18 protein-coding genes are annotated in these 17286 nt (G+C 63.5%); 1 reads left to right on the top strand and 17 read right to left on the bottom strand.

Annotated features, from left to right (window positions below; genetic code table 11):
* The 11 genes from lpxD to rpsB all read right to left on the bottom strand — a co-directional run bounded on the left by lpxD (position 1) and on the right by rpsB (position 11502).
* Complete coding sequence (lpxD, locus tag AC07S4_RS03065) at positions 1 to 1041, bottom strand: UDP-3-O-(3-hydroxymyristoyl)glucosamine N-acyltransferase (protein WP_494985184.1); 1041 nt, start codon at positions 1039 to 1041, stop codon at positions 1 to 3.
* A gap of 20 nt (positions 1042 to 1061) precedes the next feature.
* Positions 1062 to 1592 carry an OmpH/Skp family outer membrane protein gene (locus AC07S4_RS03060; RefSeq protein ID WP_161073146.1) on the bottom strand — a complete coding sequence of 177 codons (531 nt, stop codon included), beginning with the start codon at positions 1590 to 1592 and terminating at the stop codon, positions 1062 to 1064.
* 14 nt (positions 1593 to 1606) lie between these two features.
* Complete coding sequence (gene bamA / locus AC07S4_RS03055) at positions 1607 to 3937, bottom strand: outer membrane protein assembly factor BamA (RefSeq protein WP_494985183.1); 2331 nt, start codon at positions 3935 to 3937, stop codon at positions 1607 to 1609.
* A 36-nt stretch (positions 3938 to 3973) separates the two neighbouring features.
* On the bottom strand, positions 3974 to 5320 hold the full coding sequence (rseP, locus tag AC07S4_RS03050; RefSeq protein WP_494985182.1) for an RIP metalloprotease RseP: 1347 nt from the start codon (positions 5318 to 5320) through the stop codon (positions 3974 to 3976).
* Complete coding sequence (gene ispC, locus AC07S4_RS03045; RefSeq protein ID WP_494985181.1) at positions 5317 to 6501, bottom strand: 1-deoxy-D-xylulose-5-phosphate reductoisomerase; 1185 nt, start codon at positions 6499 to 6501, stop codon at positions 5317 to 5319. Before ispC ends, rseP begins: the two co-directional genes overlap by 4 nt.
* A gap of 43 nt (positions 6502 to 6544) precedes the next feature.
* Complete coding sequence (locus AC07S4_RS03040; RefSeq protein WP_494985180.1) at positions 6545 to 7378, bottom strand: phosphatidate cytidylyltransferase; 834 nt, start codon at positions 7376 to 7378, stop codon at positions 6545 to 6547.
* Positions 7378 to 8130: a polyprenyl diphosphate synthase gene (uppS, locus tag AC07S4_RS03035; RefSeq protein ID WP_161073141.1), complete on the bottom strand. Its 753-nt coding sequence runs from the start codon at positions 8128 to 8130 to the stop codon at positions 7378 to 7380. Before uppS ends, AC07S4_RS03040 begins: the two co-directional genes overlap by 1 nt.
* A gap of 100 nt (positions 8131 to 8230) precedes the next feature.
* Positions 8231 to 8791 carry a ribosome recycling factor gene (frr, locus tag AC07S4_RS03030; RefSeq protein WP_494985179.1) on the bottom strand — a complete coding sequence of 187 codons (561 nt, stop codon included), beginning with the start codon at positions 8789 to 8791 and terminating at the stop codon, positions 8231 to 8233.
* Between the two features lie 29 nt (positions 8792 to 8820).
* Entirely contained in the window at positions 8821 to 9537 is a 717-nt protein-coding gene (gene pyrH / locus AC07S4_RS03025) for a UMP kinase (protein WP_494985178.1), read from the bottom strand.
* A gap of 147 nt (positions 9538 to 9684) precedes the next feature.
* A complete protein-coding gene (gene tsf / locus AC07S4_RS03020) occupies positions 9685 to 10599 on the bottom strand; it encodes a translation elongation factor Ts (RefSeq protein ID WP_057157158.1) in 915 nt (304 codons plus the stop codon).
* Between the two features lie 150 nt (positions 10600 to 10749).
* A complete protein-coding gene (gene rpsB / locus AC07S4_RS03015; protein ID WP_494985177.1) occupies positions 10750 to 11502 on the bottom strand; it encodes a 30S ribosomal protein S2 in 753 nt (250 codons plus the stop codon).
* Between the two features lie 377 nt (positions 11503 to 11879).
* Between rpsB and AC07S4_RS03010 the strand changes: the two genes are divergently transcribed.
* On the top strand, positions 11880 to 12239 hold the full coding sequence (locus AC07S4_RS03010; protein ID WP_494985176.1) for a hypothetical protein: 360 nt from the start codon (positions 11880 to 11882) through the stop codon (positions 12237 to 12239).
* On the opposite strand, the gene AC07S4_RS03005 is transcribed toward AC07S4_RS03010, so the two are convergent.
* The 6 genes from AC07S4_RS03005 to soxX all read right to left on the bottom strand — a co-directional run bounded on the left by AC07S4_RS03005 (position 12236) and on the right by soxX (position 17285).
* Positions 12236 to 12865, bottom strand: coding sequence for an FMN-binding negative transcriptional regulator (locus AC07S4_RS03005; protein ID WP_494985175.1), 630 nt, complete (start codon positions 12863 to 12865; stop codon positions 12236 to 12238). The two genes, AC07S4_RS03010 and AC07S4_RS03005, sit on opposite strands and share 4 nt — an antisense overlap.
* A gap of 13 nt (positions 12866 to 12878) precedes the next feature.
* Positions 12879 to 13421: a DUF302 domain-containing protein gene (locus AC07S4_RS03000; RefSeq protein ID WP_494985174.1), complete on the bottom strand. Its 543-nt coding sequence runs from the start codon at positions 13419 to 13421 to the stop codon at positions 12879 to 12881.
* Between the two features lie 76 nt (positions 13422 to 13497).
* On the bottom strand, positions 13498 to 14001 hold the full coding sequence (locus tag AC07S4_RS02995; RefSeq protein ID WP_494985173.1) for a GlcG/HbpS family heme-binding protein: 504 nt from the start codon (positions 13999 to 14001) through the stop codon (positions 13498 to 13500).
* Positions 13998 to 14930 carry a thioredoxin fold domain-containing protein gene (locus tag AC07S4_RS02990; protein ID WP_494985172.1) on the bottom strand — a complete coding sequence of 311 codons (933 nt, stop codon included), beginning with the start codon at positions 14928 to 14930 and terminating at the stop codon, positions 13998 to 14000. The genes AC07S4_RS02995 and AC07S4_RS02990 overlap by 4 nt, the downstream gene beginning before the upstream one ends.
* Positions 14927 to 16639 (bottom strand): thiosulfohydrolase SoxB, encoded by a 1713-nt coding sequence (gene soxB / locus AC07S4_RS02985; protein WP_494985605.1) that lies wholly within the window; start codon positions 16637 to 16639, stop codon positions 14927 to 14929. Before soxB ends, AC07S4_RS02990 begins: the two co-directional genes overlap by 4 nt.
* 10 nt (positions 16640 to 16649) lie before the next feature.
* Positions 16650 to 17285, bottom strand: a complete 636-nt coding sequence (gene soxX, locus AC07S4_RS02980; RefSeq protein ID WP_494985171.1) for a sulfur oxidation c-type cytochrome SoxX — start codon at positions 17283 to 17285, stop codon at positions 16650 to 16652.
* Between the last annotated feature and the right edge of the window lies 1 nt (position 17286).

Here is a 17286-nt window from a genome sequence, read left to right as displayed (position 1 = left end):
TTATTCTTTAGTTTTAATGTTTTTTTCCAGCGCGCGGATTTTATCGCGCATTCCCGGCAAATTGCGGACTATGGCGGCAGATTTTTCCCAATCGGCGTTTTTTGCCAACGGATAGAAGCCGGTGTACTGGCCCGGCTCCAGTATCGAGCGCGATACCATGCTGCCGGACGAGACATGCACGCCGTCCACGATTTTCAGGTGGCCCAGCACCATGGCGGCGCCGCCGAAGGTGCAGTATTTGCCGATGACGGCGCTGCCCGCCACGCCGACGCAGCCGGCCATGGCGGTGTGCGCGCCGATCACGCAGTTGTGGCCGATCTGGATCTGGTTGTCCAGCTTCACGCCGTCTTCGATAATGGTGTCGGCCAGCGCGCCGCGGTCCACCGTGGTGTTGGCGCCGATGTCCACGTCGTCGCCGATGACCACGCGGCCGGTCTGCGGGATCTTGATGTAGACGCCGCCCTCGTTGGCGAAGCCGAAGCCGTCGGTGCCGATCACGGCGCCCGAATGGATGATGCCGCGCTTGCCGATGACGCAGCGCGCATGGAAAGTCACGTTGGCAAAGAAGTGCGTGCCCTCGCCCACCTGCGCGTCGCGGCCGACGAAGCAGCCGTGGTCGATCACGGCGCCGGGGCCGATCACCGCGCCCGCCTCCACCGTCACGAAGGGGCCGATATGCGCCGTCGGGTCCACCTTGGCCGTGGCATGCACCGCCGCCATGGCGTGCACGCCCGGCTCGGGCACGATGGCCGTCAGCGACTCGAAGTATTGCGCCGCGCGGGCGAAGTACACATAGGGGTTTTTGACGATGATGCGCGCGCCCTGGTAGGTCGCGGCCACGGTCTCGTCGTCCTGTGCGGAGACGATCAGGGCGGCGGCCTTGCTCTGGCCGGCCTGCGCGCGGAATTTGCTATTGCTGAGAAAGCTGATGTGCGAAACGCCGGCGTCCGCCAGTGGCGCGATGCCGGATACTTCCAGCGCCGCATCGCCTACCAGCTGCCCGCCCAAGCGTTCGACCAATTCTCCTAGTCGAGTGCCCATCGGGGTGTTCCAATCTATGTTTATTTGTTTTTGTCGAGCGCCGCCAGCACCTTCTCGGTGATGTCGATGCGCGGGCTGGCCCATACCGCGTCCTGCAGCACGATGTCGAAGCCTTCGGTCTGCGCCAGCTGCTTGATGATCAGGGTCGCCTTGTCGGAAATGACGGCGCGCTCCTCATTGGTGCGCTGGTTCAAATCCTCGCGGAACTCGCGCTGGCGGCGCTGGAACTCCTTGTCCAGCTCGAAGTACTCGCGCTGCCGCTTCACGCGGTCGGCTTCGCCCAGCGCGGGCAGTTCTTTTTCCAGCTTCTCCGAGGCCGCTTTCAGGCGCGAGGCCAGGTCCTGCATGGCTTTCTCGCGTCCTTTGAACTCCTCGGCCAGCTTGTCGCCGGCCAGTTTGGCCAGACGCGACTCGTTGTAAATCCGCTCGGTGCTAAGCCACGCAATCTTGGACGACTGCGCTTGCGCCGGCGCCAAAGCACTCAAGCCGAGTGCAAGCACGGCAAGGTATTTGGCGGCCTTGGCCGATGCGGTAGCGGAAGCAGTCTTCAAGGTGTTTCTCCGTATTAGAACCCGTTACCCATCTGGAACTGGAAACGTTCCAGGCGGTCGCCGGGTTTGGCATTCAAAGGCTTAGCATAACTCAACTTCAGCGGGCCCACCGGGGAAATCCAGTTCACGCCCAAGCCGGTGGAGAAGCGCAGCTCGGAGATGCGCATCTTCTGGCCTTCCTGGTAAACCTGGCCGCCGTCGAGGAAGCCGAACCAGCGCAGGCTGCGGTCCTGGCCGGAGCCAGGGAACGGCATCTGCAGTTCGGCATTGCCGATCAGGCGCGAGGCGCCGCCCAGGGCGTCGCCATAGCGGGTGTCGACGATACCGAGCGAGGAGCTCAGGTAGCCGCGCACCGAACCGATACCGCCGCCGTAGAAGTTCTTGAACACAGGGTAGGGCTTGTCGCCGATGCCGTGGCCGTAGTCGATCTCGCCCTTCAGGGCCAGCGTGATTTTCGGGTGCAGCGGCTTGAACAGCTGGTGCTCGTACACGGCGCGGAAGTATTTCGACTGGCCCACCACGTCCAGTTCCAGGTTGATGCGCTGGTACTGGCCGATGGTCGGGGTCAAGGCGCTGTCGCGGCTGTCGCGCGCCCAGGCGGCGGTCAGCGGCACGGCGATGGTCTTGGCGGTGCCCACCGGATTGCCGGTGATGTCGCGCACGTAGTCCTGGTAGCGGATCGGGCTGGTCTCGTCGGTGGTGATGGACGAGCGTTCCAGGCCTGCGCCGAAGAACACGGTGTCCACTTCCGAGAACGGCACACCCCAGCTGATACGGCCGCCGTGCTGTTTGATCGTGTAGGAACCGATGTTCAGCGCGGGCGGGTTCAGCGTGCGGATGTACAGGTCGAACGAGCGGCTCACGCCATCATCCGTGTAGTACGGATTGGTGTTCGAGAACTCGATGGTGCGGCTGTACTTGCTGGTGTTCAGGTTGATGCCGACGGTGTTGCCCGAGCCGGCAAAGTTGGCCTGCTGGATCGACGCCGAGAAGGTGAACTTCTCCGCCTGCGAGAACGCGCCGCCGATCTGGAAGTTGCCGGTCGGTTTTTCCACCACGGTCAGCTGCACGTCCACCTGGTCCGAAGTGCCTTGCGCTTCGGGGGTGTCTATGGTCACGTCCTTGAAGTAGCCCAGGCGGTCCACGCGGTCGCGGGTCAGCTTGATCTTGTTGGCGTCGTACCAGGACGACTCGAACTGGCGGAACTCGCGGCGGATAACCTCGTCGCGGGTGCTGGTGTTGCCGGCGATGTTCATATGGCGCACATAGGCGCGCTTGCCCGGGTCGATCAGGAAGGTGAAGCTCACTTCACGCTTTTCGCGGTCGATCTGCGGGTCCACGTTCACGTTGGCGAAGGCGTAGCCGAAGGTGCCCAGGCGGTCGGTGATCAGCTTGTTGGTGGCGGTCAGGCGCTCGCCGGAATAGATTTCGCCTTTGCGCAGCAGCACCAGCTGGCGCAGCTCGTCTTCGCGGCCGAACATCTCGCCTTCAAACTTGTAGTCGGCGACCTTGTACTTCTCGCCTTCGCTCACGTTGATGGTGATGTAGATGTCCTTCTTGTCCGGGGTGATCGATACCTGGGTCGATTCGACCTGCATCTCGATGTAGCCGCGGTTCAGATAGAAGGACTTCAGCGATTCCAGGTCGCCGGTCAGCTTGGTCTTGGAGTACTGGTTGGCTTTGGTGTACCAGCTGAACCAGCCGCCGGTGTTGAGCGCCAGGTTCTCGCGCAGTTCCTTGTCCGAGAAGGCCTTGTTGCCGACGATGTTGATCTGCTTGATCTTGGCGATTTCGCCCTCGTCCACGGCGAACACGATGTTGACGCGGTTGCGCTCGATCGGGGTCACGGTGGTGGTCACTTTCACGCCGTACAGGCCGCGCGACAGGTACTGGCGCTTGAGTTCTTGCTCGGCGCGGTCCACCGACGCTTTGTCGAAAGTCTTCGCTTCGCCCACGCCGATGTCCTTCAGCGCCTTGACCAGCATGTCTTTTTCAAATTCCTTGGTGCCGGTGAAATCCACCTTGGCGATCGCGGGACGTTCCTCGACGATCACCACCAGCACGTCGCCGTCCTGCTCCAGGCGCACGTCCTTGAAGATGCCGGAACCGTACAGGCCCTTGATGGCGGCCACACTCTTTTTGTCGTCGAAGGTTTCGCCCACGCGCACAGGCAGGTAGCTGAACACCGTGCCTGCCTCCGTGCGCTGGATGCCTTCGACACGGATGTCCTTCACGACGAATGGATTGATGGCGAACGCACTGCCGGAGCAGAGTGCCAGGGCGGCGGCGCCGATCAGGCTGCGGCGAAAGGAAGGCAAGGCAAAACGGTCAGAATATAATTTCATTGGCGGTATTCAATGGCTCAAATCACGGAACTACATTTAAAGCAGGCGCACCACGTCGTTAAATACCGCCAGTGCCATTAATGTCACCAGCAGGCCAACGCCCAGTCGCTGCGCTATCTCGCCGAAACGCTCCGGCACAGGACGCCCGGTTAAAACTTCCAGCGAATAATACAGTAAAAGTCCACCATCAAGAACGGGAATCGGTAGCAAATTCATCACCCCGAGACTGATGCTAATAAACGCGATGAAGCTCAGGTAGCTGGCAGCGCCTATCCGCGCGGTTTGCCCGGCATAATCGGCGATCGTAATGGGACCGGTGACATTCTTCCACGAGACCTCGCCCACCACCATTTTCCCTATCATTTTCAAGGTCAGCACGCTGGTGTCCCACACCTTGGCGGCGCCCTTGCCCACCGCCTCCACCGGCCCGGCGGTCACTTCGATCATATCCGGGCCCTGTCCGGCGTAAGCGCCGATCTTACTGACTGTTACAGATCCTTTACGCTCCACCTCCGGCGTCACGCTCAGTTCGAACGGCTGGCCGCCGCGCAGGCCCTGCATCGCCAGCGCTTTGCCGTTCGAGGCGCGCACCACGGTGATGAAGTCCACCCAGTCCTGCAGCGGCTTGCCGTCGATGGCGGTAATCAGGTCGCCGCTGCGCAGGCCGGCGCGTTCGGCGGCGCTGCCCGGCAGGATCTCGCCCAGCAGCGCGGGCGGGCGCGCCAGGCCGAAGCCCAGCTTGCCGGCCACGTCGGACTCCAGGTCCATGCCGTCCATGGCGCTGGCGGGCACGCGCAGGGTGCGGCGTCCGCTGCCGGGGCGGTCCACGTCCAGCTCCATGCCGCGCTTGTCGATGGCGGCCTGGATCACGGCCCAGCGCAGGTCGGACCACACGCGCACCCGCTCGCCGTTCACGGCGGTGACGATGTCGCCGCCCTGCAGGCCGGCCACATAGGCCGCGCTGTCGCTGGCGGGCGGCGCAATCTTGGACGAAGGTTCGGCGATGCCGGCCATGTACAGGCCCGCGAACAGGAAAATGGCGAGCAGGAAGTTGGCCAGCGGGCCGGCCGCCACGATGGCGATGCGCTTCCACACGTTCTGGCGCGTGAATTCGCGCAGCTTGTCGGCGTCGGACAGCGGGCCGGTGTCGGCCTCGCGGCTGTCCAGCATCTTGACGTAGCCGCCCAGCGGCAGCGCGGACACGGCCCATTCGGTCTGGTCCGGGCCGATGCGGCGCGACCACACCACCTTGCCCATGCCGACCGAGAAGCGCAGCACTTTCACGCCGCACCAGCGCGCCACCCAGTAGTGGCCCAGCTCATGGAAGATGATCAGCGATCCCAGCGCGACCGCGAAAGCCAGCAGGGTCGTGAGCAGGTTCATTTTGCGCGCAGGCCGGTGATGATACGTTCGGCAGCGGCGCGCGCCAGGCCGTCCTGCTCCATCACGGCGGCGATGCTGGCGGCCGCGCCGTGCGGCAGCTCGTCCATTACCTGCGCGATCACGCGGTCGATCTGGCGGAAGCCGATGCGGCTGTCGAGGAAGGCGGCCACCGCCACCTCGTTGGCCGCGTTCAGCAGCGCGGGCGCGGTACCGCCGGCCTTGAGCGCGTCGAACGCCAGCGCCAGGCAGGGGAACTGCACAAAGTCGGGGCGCTCGAACTGCAGCGTGCCCACTTGCGCCAGGTCCAGCTGCGCCACGCCGGAGGCGATGCGCTCCGGGTAGGCCAGCGCGTGCGCGATCGGGGTGCGCATGTCGGGGTTGCCCAGCTCAGCCAGCACCGAGCCGTCGTTGTAGGAGACCATGGAGTGCACCACGGACTGCGGATGGATCACCACTTCGATCTGCTCGGCGCTGGCGCCGAACAGCCAGTGCGCCTCGATCACTTCCAGGCCTTTGTTCATCATGGTGGCCGAGTCGACCGAAATCTTGCGGCCCATGGACCATTTCGGGTGCTTGCAGGCTTCGTCGGGCGTGACCGTGTCCAGGGTGTCGACGGCGCGCTTGAGGAAGGGGCCGCCGGACGCGGTCAGCAGGATCTTGGTCACGCCGGAGGCGCCCGGCACGCGGCTGTAGTGCTGCGGCAGGCACTGGAAGATGGCGTTGTGTTCGCTGTCTATGGGCAGCAGCACCGCCCCGCTCTCGTGCACCGCGTCCATGAACAGCTGGCCGGACATGACCAGCGCTTCCTTGTTCGCCAGCAGCACCTTCTTGCCCGCGCGGGCGGCGGCCAAGGTGGGCGCCAGGCCGGCGGCGCCGACGATGGCGGCCATGACGGTGTCGGTTTCAGCGGCGCTGGCGATGGCGCACAGGGCGGCCTCGCCGTATTCGACTTCGGTGCGCAGGCCCTGCGCCTGCAGCAGCGCTTGCAGCTGGGCGGCGGCGGCGGCGGTGCCGACCACGGCGCGCGCGGGCTTGAATTGCGCGCACTGCGCAGCCAGTTCCTCCACGCGGCTGTGCGCGCTCAGCGCGTAGACCGAGTAGCGCCCGGGGTGGCGCGCCAGCACGTCCAGCGTGGACACGCCGATGGAGCCGGTGGCGCCTAATATGGTGATGCGTTGCATACTTCTTCCTTCTGTGGCCCAGTCTATGGCCAATTTTGGCGGGTTAGGCCCAGCCAGCAATCAGCGCGGCCAGCGGCAGCACCGGCACCAGCGCGTCGATACGGTCCAGCACACCACCGTGGCCCGGCAGCAGGTTGCTGCTGTCCTTGATGCCGGCGCGGCGCTTGAGCATGGATTCAAACAGGTCGCCGATCACGCTGAACGCGCAGATCACCACCAGGATAACAACCGTCAGCCCCCAGCCGCGTTTGGCCTGCAGGTCGACCACGAAAGTACCCTGCAGCCAGCCCACGGACGGCGCCAGCAGCACCGTCAGCGCCGACAGCAGCACCACAGCGATGGCGCCGCCGATGGCGCCTTCCCATGACTTGCCCGGCGAAATCGACGGCGCCAGCTTGCGCTTGCCGAAGGCCTTGCCGCTGAAGTAGGCGCCGATGTCGGCGATCCACACCAGCGCCATGGCGGAAATCAGGAACAGCGGCGACTTCAGGTACAGCGCCAGGATGGCGACGAAGCAGCTCACCAGCGTGATCGGGTACACCAGGCTGAGCATGGTGTTGCCCATGCCTTCCAGCGGCGGCAGGCCGGTGTACAGCGTGGGCGTGAAGCGCAGCAGCCAGATGGCGAAGCCGAGCAGCAGCCAGAACGTGACCGGGCCAGTCAGGCCGTGCAGCAAAAAGGTGTAGCCGAAGGCGGCCGCCCAGATCACCGCCGACAGCAGCGGACGGGGCGACTTGAACAGGCGGAAGCTTTCCCACACCGCCGCGCCGAAGAACGCCAGCACCACCACGGCCACGGCCGGGTAGTAGTTGAAGAACAGCACCGGCAGCAGGACGGCCAGCAGGAGGACGGCGGTGATAATGCGGGTTTTCAGCATCAGGTGGTCTTTTCTGCCAGTTGGTCGCCGGTGCGGCCGAAACGGCGCTCCCGGTTCTGGTAAGACGCGATGGCCGCGTCCAGGCTCTCGATGGTGAAATCGGGCCAATAGGTGTCGGTGAAGTACAGCTCGGTGTAGGCCAGCTGCCACAGCAGGAAGTTGGAGATGCGTTCCTCGCCGCCGGTGCGGATGAACAGGTCCGGCTCGGGCGCGTAGGCCATGGCCAGGTGCGGCGCCAGCTGTTCTTCGCTGAAGTCGGCCGCGCCGGGATGGGCCGCCACCATTTTGCCGACCGCCTGCATGATGTCCCAGCGGCCGCCGTAGTTGGCGCAGATGGTGACGGTCAGGCGGGTGTTGTTGGCGGTCTTGCGTTCGGCGGCGGAGATCATGCCGCGCAGCTTCTCGTCGAAGCGGCTCAGGTCGCCCACCACCTTCAGGCGGATGTTGTTGGCGTGCAGCTTGGACACCTCGCGCTCGAGCGCGGTGACGAACAGGCGCATCAGCAGCGACACCTCCTCCTCCGGCCGGCGCCAGTTCTCGGAACTGAAGGCGAACAGGGTCACGTATTCCACGCCGCGCAGCGCGCAGCCCTCCACCACATTGCGCACCGCTTCCACGCCTTTGACGTGGCCGGCGACACGCGGCAGGAAGCGCTTGGTGGCCCAGCGCCCATTGCCATCCATGATGATGGCAACGTGGCGGGGCACCTTGGGCGCATCCGGAACCGCAGTCGTCGAACTCGAATATTTCATGAACTCTAAAGCCAAAAAGGTGTCGCCATAAATGAGGACAGGCCGCCTTGCGCGGCCCATCCCCTATATCGATACTAACCGGGCTGCTGGCAGCCTGGCCTTAAACGGTCAGCACTTCTTTCTCTTTTTCCACCAGCAGCTTGTCGATGTCGACGATGGCCTTGTCGGTCAGCTTCTGGATGTCGTCCGAACCGCGGCGCTCGTCGTCTTCCGAGATGGCCTTGTCCTTCACCAGCTTTTTCAGCGATTCGTTGGCGTCGCGGCGGATGTTGCGCACGGCGATCTTGGCGTCTTCGCCTTCGCTCTTGACCAGCTTGACCATCTCCTTGCGGCGCTCTTCGGTCAGGGCCGGGGTCGGCACGCGGATCTGGTCGCCCTGCGAGGACGGGTTCAGGCCCAGGTCCGCGTCGCGGATGGCTTTCTCGATGGTGGCGCCCATCTTCTTCTCGAACGGCGTCACGCCGATGGTGCGCGCATCCACCAGCGTCAGGTTGGCCACCTGGCTCAGCGGGGTTGGGTTGCCGTAGTACTCCACCATCACGTGGTCGAGAATGCCGGTGTGGGCGCGGCCGGTACGCACTTTGGCCAGGTCGGCCTTGAGCGTGTCGATCGACTTGATCATGCGGTCTTGCGCGTTCTTTTTAACGTCAGCTACGGACATGCTGTGCTCCTGTATATCTTGGTAAATAATTAAACGTGAACCAGTGTACCCTCATCCTCGCCCAGAATCACGCGCATCAGCGCGCCCGGCTTGGTGATGGAGAACACTTTGATCGGCAATTTCTGGTCGCGGCACAGTGCGAATGCGGTGGCATCCATCACTTGCAGGTGCTTGGCGATGGCTTCATCGAACGAAATGGTATGGTACAGCGTCGCGTTCGGGTCTTTTTTCGGGTCGGCAGTGTAGATGCCATCCACCTTGGTGGCTTTCAGCACGATTTCGGCGCTGATTTCCGAGCCGCGCAGGGCTGCGGCGGTGTCGGTGGTGAAGAAGGGGTTGCCGGTGCCTGCGGCGAACACGATAACCTTGCCCTCTTCCAGGTATTGCAGCGCTTTCGGGCGCACATAGGGCTCGACCACCTGGTCGATGCCGATGGCCGACATCACGCGCGCGGTCACGCCGGCGTGCTTGAGCGCGTCGCCCAGGGCCAGCGCGTTCATCACGGTGGCCAGCATGCCCATGTAATCCGCAGTGGCGCGGTCCATGCCTTGGGCGCCGGGCGCAACGCCACGGAAGATATTGCCGCCGCCGATCACCACCGCCACTTCCACGCCCAGGTTCGCGACAGCGGCCACGTCGGCCACCATGCGCTCGATCGTGCCGCGGTTGATGCCGTAGGCATCGTCGCCCATCAGGGCTTCACCGGACAATTTGAGGAGGACGCGCTTGTAGGCTGGTTTTGACATGAGCTGGGGCTCCTTAGTTGGGTTTATTCGGGTCGTTCTGCCGGCTGGTAACATTATGATACCTGTACCGCCGGTTACTGCACCACCCGCTTGCGTGGCAGCGAGTGGTTTGGGCTTAAAAAAACGGGCCTTGCGGCCCGCTTTTAATTATGCGCCTTTGGAGGCAGCCATTTGCGCTGCAACTTCAGCAGCGAAATCGTCCACCTTCTTCTCGATGCCTTCGCCTACCACGTACATCGTGAACGCTTTCACGGATGCGTTGTTGGCTTTCAGCATGGCTTCGATGGTTTGCTTGTCGTTCTTGACGAAGGCCTGGTTCAGCAGGGACACTTCTTTCAGGAACTTCTGTACCGAACCTTCCAGACGCTTGGCAACGATGTCAGCCGACTGGGCTGGCTTGCCGGCGGCTGCGGCCTGGGCTGCATCTTCGTCCGCCTTAGCCTGGGCAACCGAACGCTCTTTTTCGATCAGTTCAGCAGGAACCTGGTCAGCCGACAGCGACACTGGCTTCATTGCAGCGATGTGCATGGCCACGTCTTTGCCTACCTGGTCGTCCGCGCCTTCGAACTCAACCATCACGCCGATGCGGGTACCGTGCAGGTACGACGCCAGCTTGGCGGTGGTTTCGAAACGCTGGAAGCGGCGGATCGACATGTTTTCGCCGATTTTGCCGATCAGGGCGGTACGCACTTCGTCCAGGGTCTTGCCTTCGCCGGCTGGCAGGGCCAGCAGGGCTTCCACGGTGGCTGGGTTGTTTTCAGCAACCAGGCGGGCCGCGGTGTTGGCCAGGTTCAGGAAGTCGTCGTTCTTGGCAACGAAGTCGGTCTCGGAGTTCACTTCGATCAGCGCGCCAACGCCGTTGGCGATGTAAGTTGCCACCACGCCTTCGGCGGTGATGCGCGACGATGCTTTGGAAGCCTTGCCGCCCAGCTTAACGCGCAGCAGCTCTTCCGCTTTGTCCATATTGCCTTCGGCTTCGGTCAGAGCTTTTTTGCATTCCATCATAGGCGCGTCGGTTTTCGCGCGCAGTTCGCCTACCATCGCTGCAGTAATAGCTGCCATGTAATTCTCCTGTGTGTTCGGTGAGTGGTATGGGGTGGCTCGCAAGCCGGCACGCCCATACGCTGTCGTTAAAAAAAAGGGGGAGCAGATGCCACCCCTTTTAAACTACTGATTTGCTGCTTGGATGCCTGCCTTGCGGCAGGCGGCCAATTAGGCTTGTTCGCTGACTTCTACGAACTCGTCGCCAGCTGCGGCCTTGATCGTTTCCAGCACGTCGGCGCTCGAATTCGCGCGGCCTTCGAGGATAGCGTCGGCAACACCGCGAGCGTACAGCGTGATCGCTTTCGAGGAGTCGTCGTTGCCTGGAATGACGTAGGTTACGCCTTCTGGGGAGTGGTTGGTATCGACCACGCCGATAACTGGGATGCCCAGTTTAGCGGCTTCGGTGATGGCGCCTTTATGGTAGCCAACGTCCACGACGAAGATTGCGTCAGGAACGCCGCCCATTTCCTTGATACCGCCGATGGATTTTTGCAGCTTGATCATCTCGCGGCTGAACATCAGCGCTTCTTTTTTCGACAGCTTCTCAACGGAACCGTCTTCGACTTGCGCTTCCATGTCTTTCAGGCGCTTGATCGAGGTCTTGATCGTTTTGAAGTTGGTCAGCATGCCGCCCAGCCAACGCTGGTCAACGTAAGGAACGCCAGCACGTTGCGCTTCAGCAGCGATGATTTCGCGCGCTTGACGCTTGGTGCCCACCATCAGGATGGTGCCACGGCTCGATGCCAGTTGGCGAACGTGCTTCATCGCCTCCTGGTACATGCCCATGGTTTTTTCCAGGTTGATGATGTGGATTTTGTTGCGGTGGCCGAAGATGAACGGAGCCATCTTTGGGTTCCAGAAACGGGTTTGGTGACCGAAGTGGACACCGGCTTCCAGCATTTCACGCATAGTTACGGACATATTAGCTCCAGGGTTTGGGTCTGGAATCCGATCAGTCACCCTTTGACAGGCACCCTTGGCGACCGGATTCGCGTTTAAAAAATTAAGGATTTATTACGTTGCTCAAAAACCAAATTCAAGCAACCCGAAATTCTACTCTGAAAACGGGGTTTTTGGCAAGCGCGGCGCGGGTGCCGGAGGCGGGTTCCCGCCTTGGAGCTGGATCAGAATCGCCGCCATCCCGGCAATAGTGGCTAAATGGGCAATATTTAATACGGTAGCGCAAATTCGCAACTGCCGACCGGATATGTTGGCTTCCGCACCCCGGCAGCGGCCAGCTTCGTGATACGCTGGAGCCATGGTCGACAGATGCCGAACTTGATTGCATTGGAGGACACATGTCTAATGACGCGCCGCAGCAAGAGGAAGCCGCAAGTCCTGCGATGCCCTTCCGGACCCTGCTCTATCGCTTCATGTTCTTTGACTGGCTATTCAGGGACGTGAGCGCCGCCCGCAATCTGTTTGAACGGCACGCCGCGCTGCAGCACAACCGGTTTATGAGCCGCTACCTGCCGGTGTATCTGCGGCGCTGGTCCGTCGTGGCGGCCTTCGATTTCGCGCTGGGCTTCCTGTTCGAGCGCGCCCTGCAGGCCACTTTGCTGTCGGCCTGGTTCTTCACCTGGTCCTGCGTCACCATTTCCGGCATGGTGGTGATTACTGCGGCGTGGCTGTTCCTGACCTTTGGCCGCCTGTCCTAGTCCTTGACGGCGGCCAGCATGGCGGCGCTGACCAGCTGCTCGCCCTGCGCCTGGAGCGCTGCGGCCGCTGAACTTATGTCTTTGACATCCTTATTCTGGCTGAGCTTGTACTTGCCTTCGATGCGGGTGATTTCTATCTCCAGGCCGACAATGGCCTTGAGCATCTGCTCCAGATAGTCTTTCGGGGCGTCGGCCATCTTCCAGGGCTGGGGCTGGCTGGCTTCATGGGTGCGGGTCAGGCGCCCGACCACGCCGCGCACAAAACGCTCGTCATCCCGCACCGTTACCCTGCCGTGGACATGGACCACCATGTAATTCCAGGTCGGCACCTGTTTGTGGGTTTCCTGCTTGCTGGGATACCAGTTGGGCGAGATGTAGGCGTCGCCCGCGCGGAAAACCACCAGTACCTCGCCGCCGCCGGACAATTCCCGCCAGACCGGGTTAGCGCGCGCCACGTGCGCGGCCAGCACGCCTTTTTCGCCGCCTGCCGGGTCGAGTTCGAACGGCAGGTGGTTGGCGTCCAGCCCCGCCGCGCCGTGCGTCACCAGCATGCCGAAGGGATGCTGGCGGATAAAGTCGTGCAGCACTTCCGGGCGGGACTCGTCAAAGTGGGCTGGAATATACATGTAGTGGCTCCCGTCAGAATTCGCCGCGCGCTCCGCGGTCCAGCATTTTCAGGATGCTGGCGCGCACGCGCCGCGCGGTCTCGGCAACCGGCGGCGGCATCGTGCCCTGCATGCCGATCAGCATATCCATATTCATGGTGTAGATCCACAGGCCGTCCTCCTGCTCGACCACCGAGATCCGGCATGGCAGCAGCGCAGACATGCTGGGATTGAAGTCGACCATGAGGCGGGCTGCGGCCGGGTCGCAATAGGAATAGACCTTGAGGAATTTGCCGGGCTGGCCGGAGCGCAGTTCCAGCTCCCTGGACAGCGCCAGTTCGCCCACCGCACGGATATTGTCCTCCGCAGCGACGCTGGCGAAGGCTTCTTCGATTTCGGTCACCGTCACGCCGGGCTGCACCTTGCGTGCCCAGGTGATGCCGGCGGCCTGGCTGGCGGATTGTGGCGCCGGCACGGCTGCGGCGCCGGTCGTGACCGTAGCGGTTGTACACGCGGCGGCGGCCAGGCAGCAAGCGGCGGCCAGGCAAATGGCATGGATTCGGATGGTGCTGCGCATGGCCGCGCCCTTATCTGGCAAACAAACAGCGAGAATAGTGGCTGGACGCGAACTGCGCAAGCGCTGCGCGGCGCAATCAGAGATTCAGGTCATCCAGGACGGCGTCCAGCCCTGCGCGGGCGCATTTGTCGTCAAGATCCCCGGCCGGGGCGCCGGAGACGCCGATGGCGCCGTATGGCGCGCCCGCAGCCTCGATCAGCAAGCCCCCGCCCACCGCCGTCACGCGCGGTATCTGGCGGATGCCGCTCGACGCGGAGCCGGACTGCGTGGCCTGCGCCAGTGCAGTGGTGTTCATTTTGAAGCTGGCGGCGGTCCAGGCTTTGTTGATGGCAGTCTCCGGCGTGTGCGCGCCGGCAAAGCGGTCGCGCAGCACGGCCTGGATCAAGCCGCTGCGGTCCACCACGGCCACGGCCACCTGGAAACCGGCGCTGCGGCAGGACGCCAGCGCTGCCGACGCGGCCTTGAGCGCGGTTTCCGGCGTCATCAGACGGATGGCGTAGCTGGCATCGCTGGCCGATGCGGTCGCGTGTGCGCCCAGCAGGACTGCGGCGGCCAGCATGCTGGCGATGGCGTTCTTCATGGGGCTTTTCCTTCCTTGGCGGGAGTGGCGGAGGCGCTGATAGCCTGCCTGGCGGTGGCGAAACGAGCGTCCAGGTAGGCGCCGTACATGCCGGCGGTGTCGCCGCCCTTCAGCGGCGGCGCGAGCTCCTCGCCGGAGGGGCCGACAAACAGCACGGTCGGCGCAAACTGGACGCCGAAGCGCTTGGCCAGCGCGGCATGGGTGACAGATGCGCCATCGAGCGCGGTCACGGCGCGGCTGCCGCTGACTTCAATTTCCCGGATGACGTAGGCGCTGCCCGGCAAAGGGGCCAGGTAGCTGTGGCGAACGGTGTGGCAATGGCGGCAGTCCGGCAGCGTGAAGAACAGCGCCAGCGGCAGGCCCGCACGCGCCGCAAGCTGCGCGTCACGCCGCAGGTCGGACGCAAGCGGGACCGCTGGTTCATTCGCATGGGCGGCTGCGGTGGCGGCACGCTGCGCGTCCCGCGCGATATCGTCGAAATCCTCATCGAGCATCTCGCCTATTTCGCTCCTTGCGAGCTTGCCCTGCCGGTCGAACACATACAGCGCCGGAATGCCTTTGAGCTTGCCAAGCACGGCCTCGAAGGCCCGGTAGTCCAGCGTAACCGGATGGGTCAGCCCGAACCGCTTCACCCACGCGGCGGCCTTGGCCGCCTGCGCAGGATCGCCCGCCTCGATATTGACGGCGACAACCTCAAGCACCTGCCGGTTTTCCCGGTACAGCTTCTGCAGCTTGGGCGCCTCGTTCGCGCAGAACGGGCAGGTGCTGGAAAAGAGCGCAACCACCGTCGTCTTGCCCGCCAAACTGCCAGGCTTCACCACCTTGCCTTCAAGCGTTTTGAAAGCCGGCAGGCTGGCGGCGGCATGCGCGCCGACGGCAGACGCCATCAGCAGGCAAGCCAGCACCCAGGCCGCCAGCTTCCGCATCATGACAGCAAGCCCGGATTGCCCTGTACCCCGATCAGGCGCGGCGCGTTCAGTTTGCGCGGCTTGACCGTCTTCTGGCTGCGCAGCCAGGTCGCCACCACGTCCCACACCGGCTCGCCGCTGGCGCCCTCGGCCACCGGCGCCCAGCCGGCCACCTTGTACACCTTGGCCGCGTCGATCGGCTTGCCGTTCAGGCGCATGTCCTGTATCCGCCCGCCCATCTTCGCATTCGGGTCGATGGCATAGGTCATGCCCCCTACCCTCACCATGTCCCCGCCCTGCTGGTAGTACGGGTCCGGATTGAACAGATTGTCCGCCACGTCCTCCATGATGGTCTTGATGGTCGCCCCGCTCAACTCGGACACCGTGGTGTGCGAATACGTGGTGGCGGTCTGGTCCATCAGGTGCTCCATCAGTACAGGGCTGTTCGGCAGCAGCGACGTGCCCCAGCGGAAGCCAGGCGAGAACGCGATTTCCGCCTGCTTGACGTCCATCAGCGCGTCCACGATCAGCTGGTCGAAGCTGCCGTTGAAATTGCCCCGGCGGTACAAGGTGCCCTCAGTGACCGCCAGCCGCTCATTCAGCTTGCCTTCATACGGCGCGCGGATGCGACTGATCAGCGCGTCCATTTCCTTGTCCGCCGGCAGAATGTTCGAGAACACCGGCATCAGCTTGTACTGGTAGCCCTGCACCTGGCCGCCGCGCACGTCGAAATCCAGCACGCCGAGGAACTTGCTGTTGCTGCCGGCGTTGGTCACCAGCGTCTTGCCGCCGCCGTTGCTGACGATGACAGGCGCAGGCATGCCATCGTGCGTATGCCCGCCCATGATGGCGTCGATGCCGCGCACGCGCGAAGCCATCTTCAAGTCCACGTCCATGCCGTTATGCGACAGCACCACCACCACCTTGGCGCCCTTGGCGCGCGCCTCGTCCACGGTCTTCTGCATATTCTCCTCCTGGATGCCGAAGCTCCAGTCGGGAATAAAGTGGCGCGGGTTGGCGATGGGCGTGTACGGGAAGGCCTGGCCTATCACGGCCACCTGCACGCCGTTCATCTCCTTCATGGTGTAGGGGCTGAACACCTGGTCGCCGAAGTCATTCGTCTTGATATTCTGTGCGACGAAATCCACCTTGCCCTTGAAGTCCTTGTCGACGATTTCCTGCACCCGCTTGTCGCCCAGCGTCATTTCCCAATGCGCCGTCATGACGTCCACGCCCAGCGCCAGGCAGGCGTCCACCATGTCCTGGCCCTTGGTCCACAGCGCGGTGGCCGAGCCTTGCCAGGTGTCGCCGCCGTCCAGCAGCAGAGCGCCGGGACGCGATGCCCTGACGCGCTTGACCAGCGTAGCCAGGTGCGCGAAGCCGCCCACCTTGCCGTAGGTCGCTGCGGCGCGTTCAAAATTGAGGCTGCTGAAGGCATAGGCTTCCGGCGTGTTCGGCTGCACGCCCACCGCGCGCAGCAGGTGGTCGCCCACCAGGTGCGGCATCTTGCCCTGCGCGTCGCCCAGGCCCAGGTTCACGCTGGGCTCGCGGAAGTAGACCGGCTTGAGCTGCGCGTGGCAGTCGGTGAAGTGCATGAAGTGCACATTGCCGTAGCGCGGCAGCTTGTACAGCACGTCGGCCGACTGCGCCGCCAGCGCGCCACGGGAATTGATCGCCATGCCGCCGGCGGCGGCGATGCCCAGCACCTGGACGAAGTCGCGTCGATTCATGCCCATGCCGTCAGTCCTTGTTGACCGGGGAATCCGGGTCCAGCAGCAGCGCCATCACGTCTTTCAGCTGCTGTTCGTCGAGGATGCCCTTGTGGCCGAAGCGCGGCATATTGGAGCAGGCGTTGTAGGCCTGCGAGTTGTACACCTTGGCCCAGGTGTATTTCAATATCGCTTCGCTCTGGCCGCGCAGCTTGCCGTACTGGTACAGCGACGGGCCGATGTTGCCGAACGAGATTTCCTGCTTGCTCAACTGGTGGCAGGCGTAGCAATTGCCGCCGTTCGGCGAGCCCACCTTGTCGGAGGACTGCATGCCACGGCCGCTCTGCGCAATTTTCTCGCCTTCCTGCCAGCGTCCGAGGAATTTGTCGTCGGACGGATACTTCACCAGCTTGAGCTGGTCGGCCTCCAGTTTGGCCGCCAGCTTCTTGGGCCGCTTGTCCTGCGACGGATATTCGCTGCACAGGCGCTGCGCCTCGTCCTGCTGCAGCACGCCCTCCACGGTGGCCGGGCCTTTGGAGCGGAAGTCCGCCTTCATCAGCTCGTGCGCCTGCTTGCCGTAGTCGGCTGCCAGCGCCGGCTGGGCCGCCAGTCCGAGGGCGGCTGCGGACGCCAGCATCAATACACTGTGTTTCACGCTATGGATCATG

This window comes from Pseudoduganella sp. GW821-FHT05F09, from assembly GCF_059419605.1.
This window is presented reverse-complemented; position numbering and strand designations above follow the sequence as displayed.

Coding starts and splice junctions, on each gene's coding strand:
- lpxD (WP_494985184.1), bottom strand. CDS start 1,041: ATGGGCACTCGACTAGGAGAATTGGTCGAACGCTTGGGCGGGCAGCTG.
- bamA (WP_494985183.1), bottom strand. CDS start 3,937: ATGAAATTATATTCTGACCGTTTTGCCTTGCCTTCCTTTCGCCGCAGC.
- rseP (WP_494985182.1), bottom strand. CDS start 5,320: ATGAACCTGCTCACGACCCTGCTGGCTTTCGCGGTCGCGCTGGGATCG.
- ispC (WP_494985181.1), bottom strand. CDS start 6,501: ATGCAACGCATCACCATATTAGGCGCCACCGGCTCCATCGGCGTGTCC.
- AC07S4_RS03040 (WP_494985180.1), bottom strand. CDS start 7,378: ATGCTGAAAACCCGCATTATCACCGCCGTCCTCCTGCTGGCCGTCCTG.
- uppS (WP_161073141.1), bottom strand. CDS start 8,130: ATGAAATATTCGAGTTCGACGACTGCGGTTCCGGATGCGCCCAAGGTG.
- frr (WP_494985179.1), bottom strand. CDS start 8,791: ATGTCCGTAGCTGACGTTAAAAAGAACGCGCAAGACCGCATGATCAAG.
- pyrH (WP_494985178.1), bottom strand. CDS start 9,537: ATGTCAAAACCAGCCTACAAGCGCGTCCTCCTCAAATTGTCCGGTGAA.
- tsf (WP_057157158.1), bottom strand. CDS start 10,599: ATGGCAGCTATTACTGCAGCGATGGTAGGCGAACTGCGCGCGAAAACC.
- rpsB (WP_494985177.1), bottom strand. CDS start 11,502: ATGTCCGTAACTATGCGTGAAATGCTGGAAGCCGGTGTCCACTTCGGT.
- AC07S4_RS03010 (WP_494985176.1), top strand. CDS start 11,880: ATGTCTAATGACGCGCCGCAGCAAGAGGAAGCCGCAAGTCCTGCGATG.
- AC07S4_RS03005 (WP_494985175.1), bottom strand. CDS start 12,865: ATGTATATTCCAGCCCACTTTGACGAGTCCCGCCCGGAAGTGCTGCAC.
- AC07S4_RS03000 (WP_494985174.1), bottom strand. CDS start 13,421: ATGCGCAGCACCATCCGAATCCATGCCATTTGCCTGGCCGCCGCTTGC.
- AC07S4_RS02995 (WP_494985173.1), bottom strand. CDS start 14,001: ATGAAGAACGCCATCGCCAGCATGCTGGCCGCCGCAGTCCTGCTGGGC.
- AC07S4_RS02990 (WP_494985172.1), bottom strand. CDS start 14,930: ATGATGCGGAAGCTGGCGGCCTGGGTGCTGGCTTGCCTGCTGATGGCG.
- soxB (WP_494985605.1), bottom strand. CDS start 16,639: ATGAATCGACGCGACTTCGTCCAGGTGCTGGGCATCGCCGCCGCCGGC.
- soxX (WP_494985171.1), bottom strand. CDS start 17,285: ATGATCCATAGCGTGAAACACAGTGTATTGATGCTGGCGTCCGCAGCC.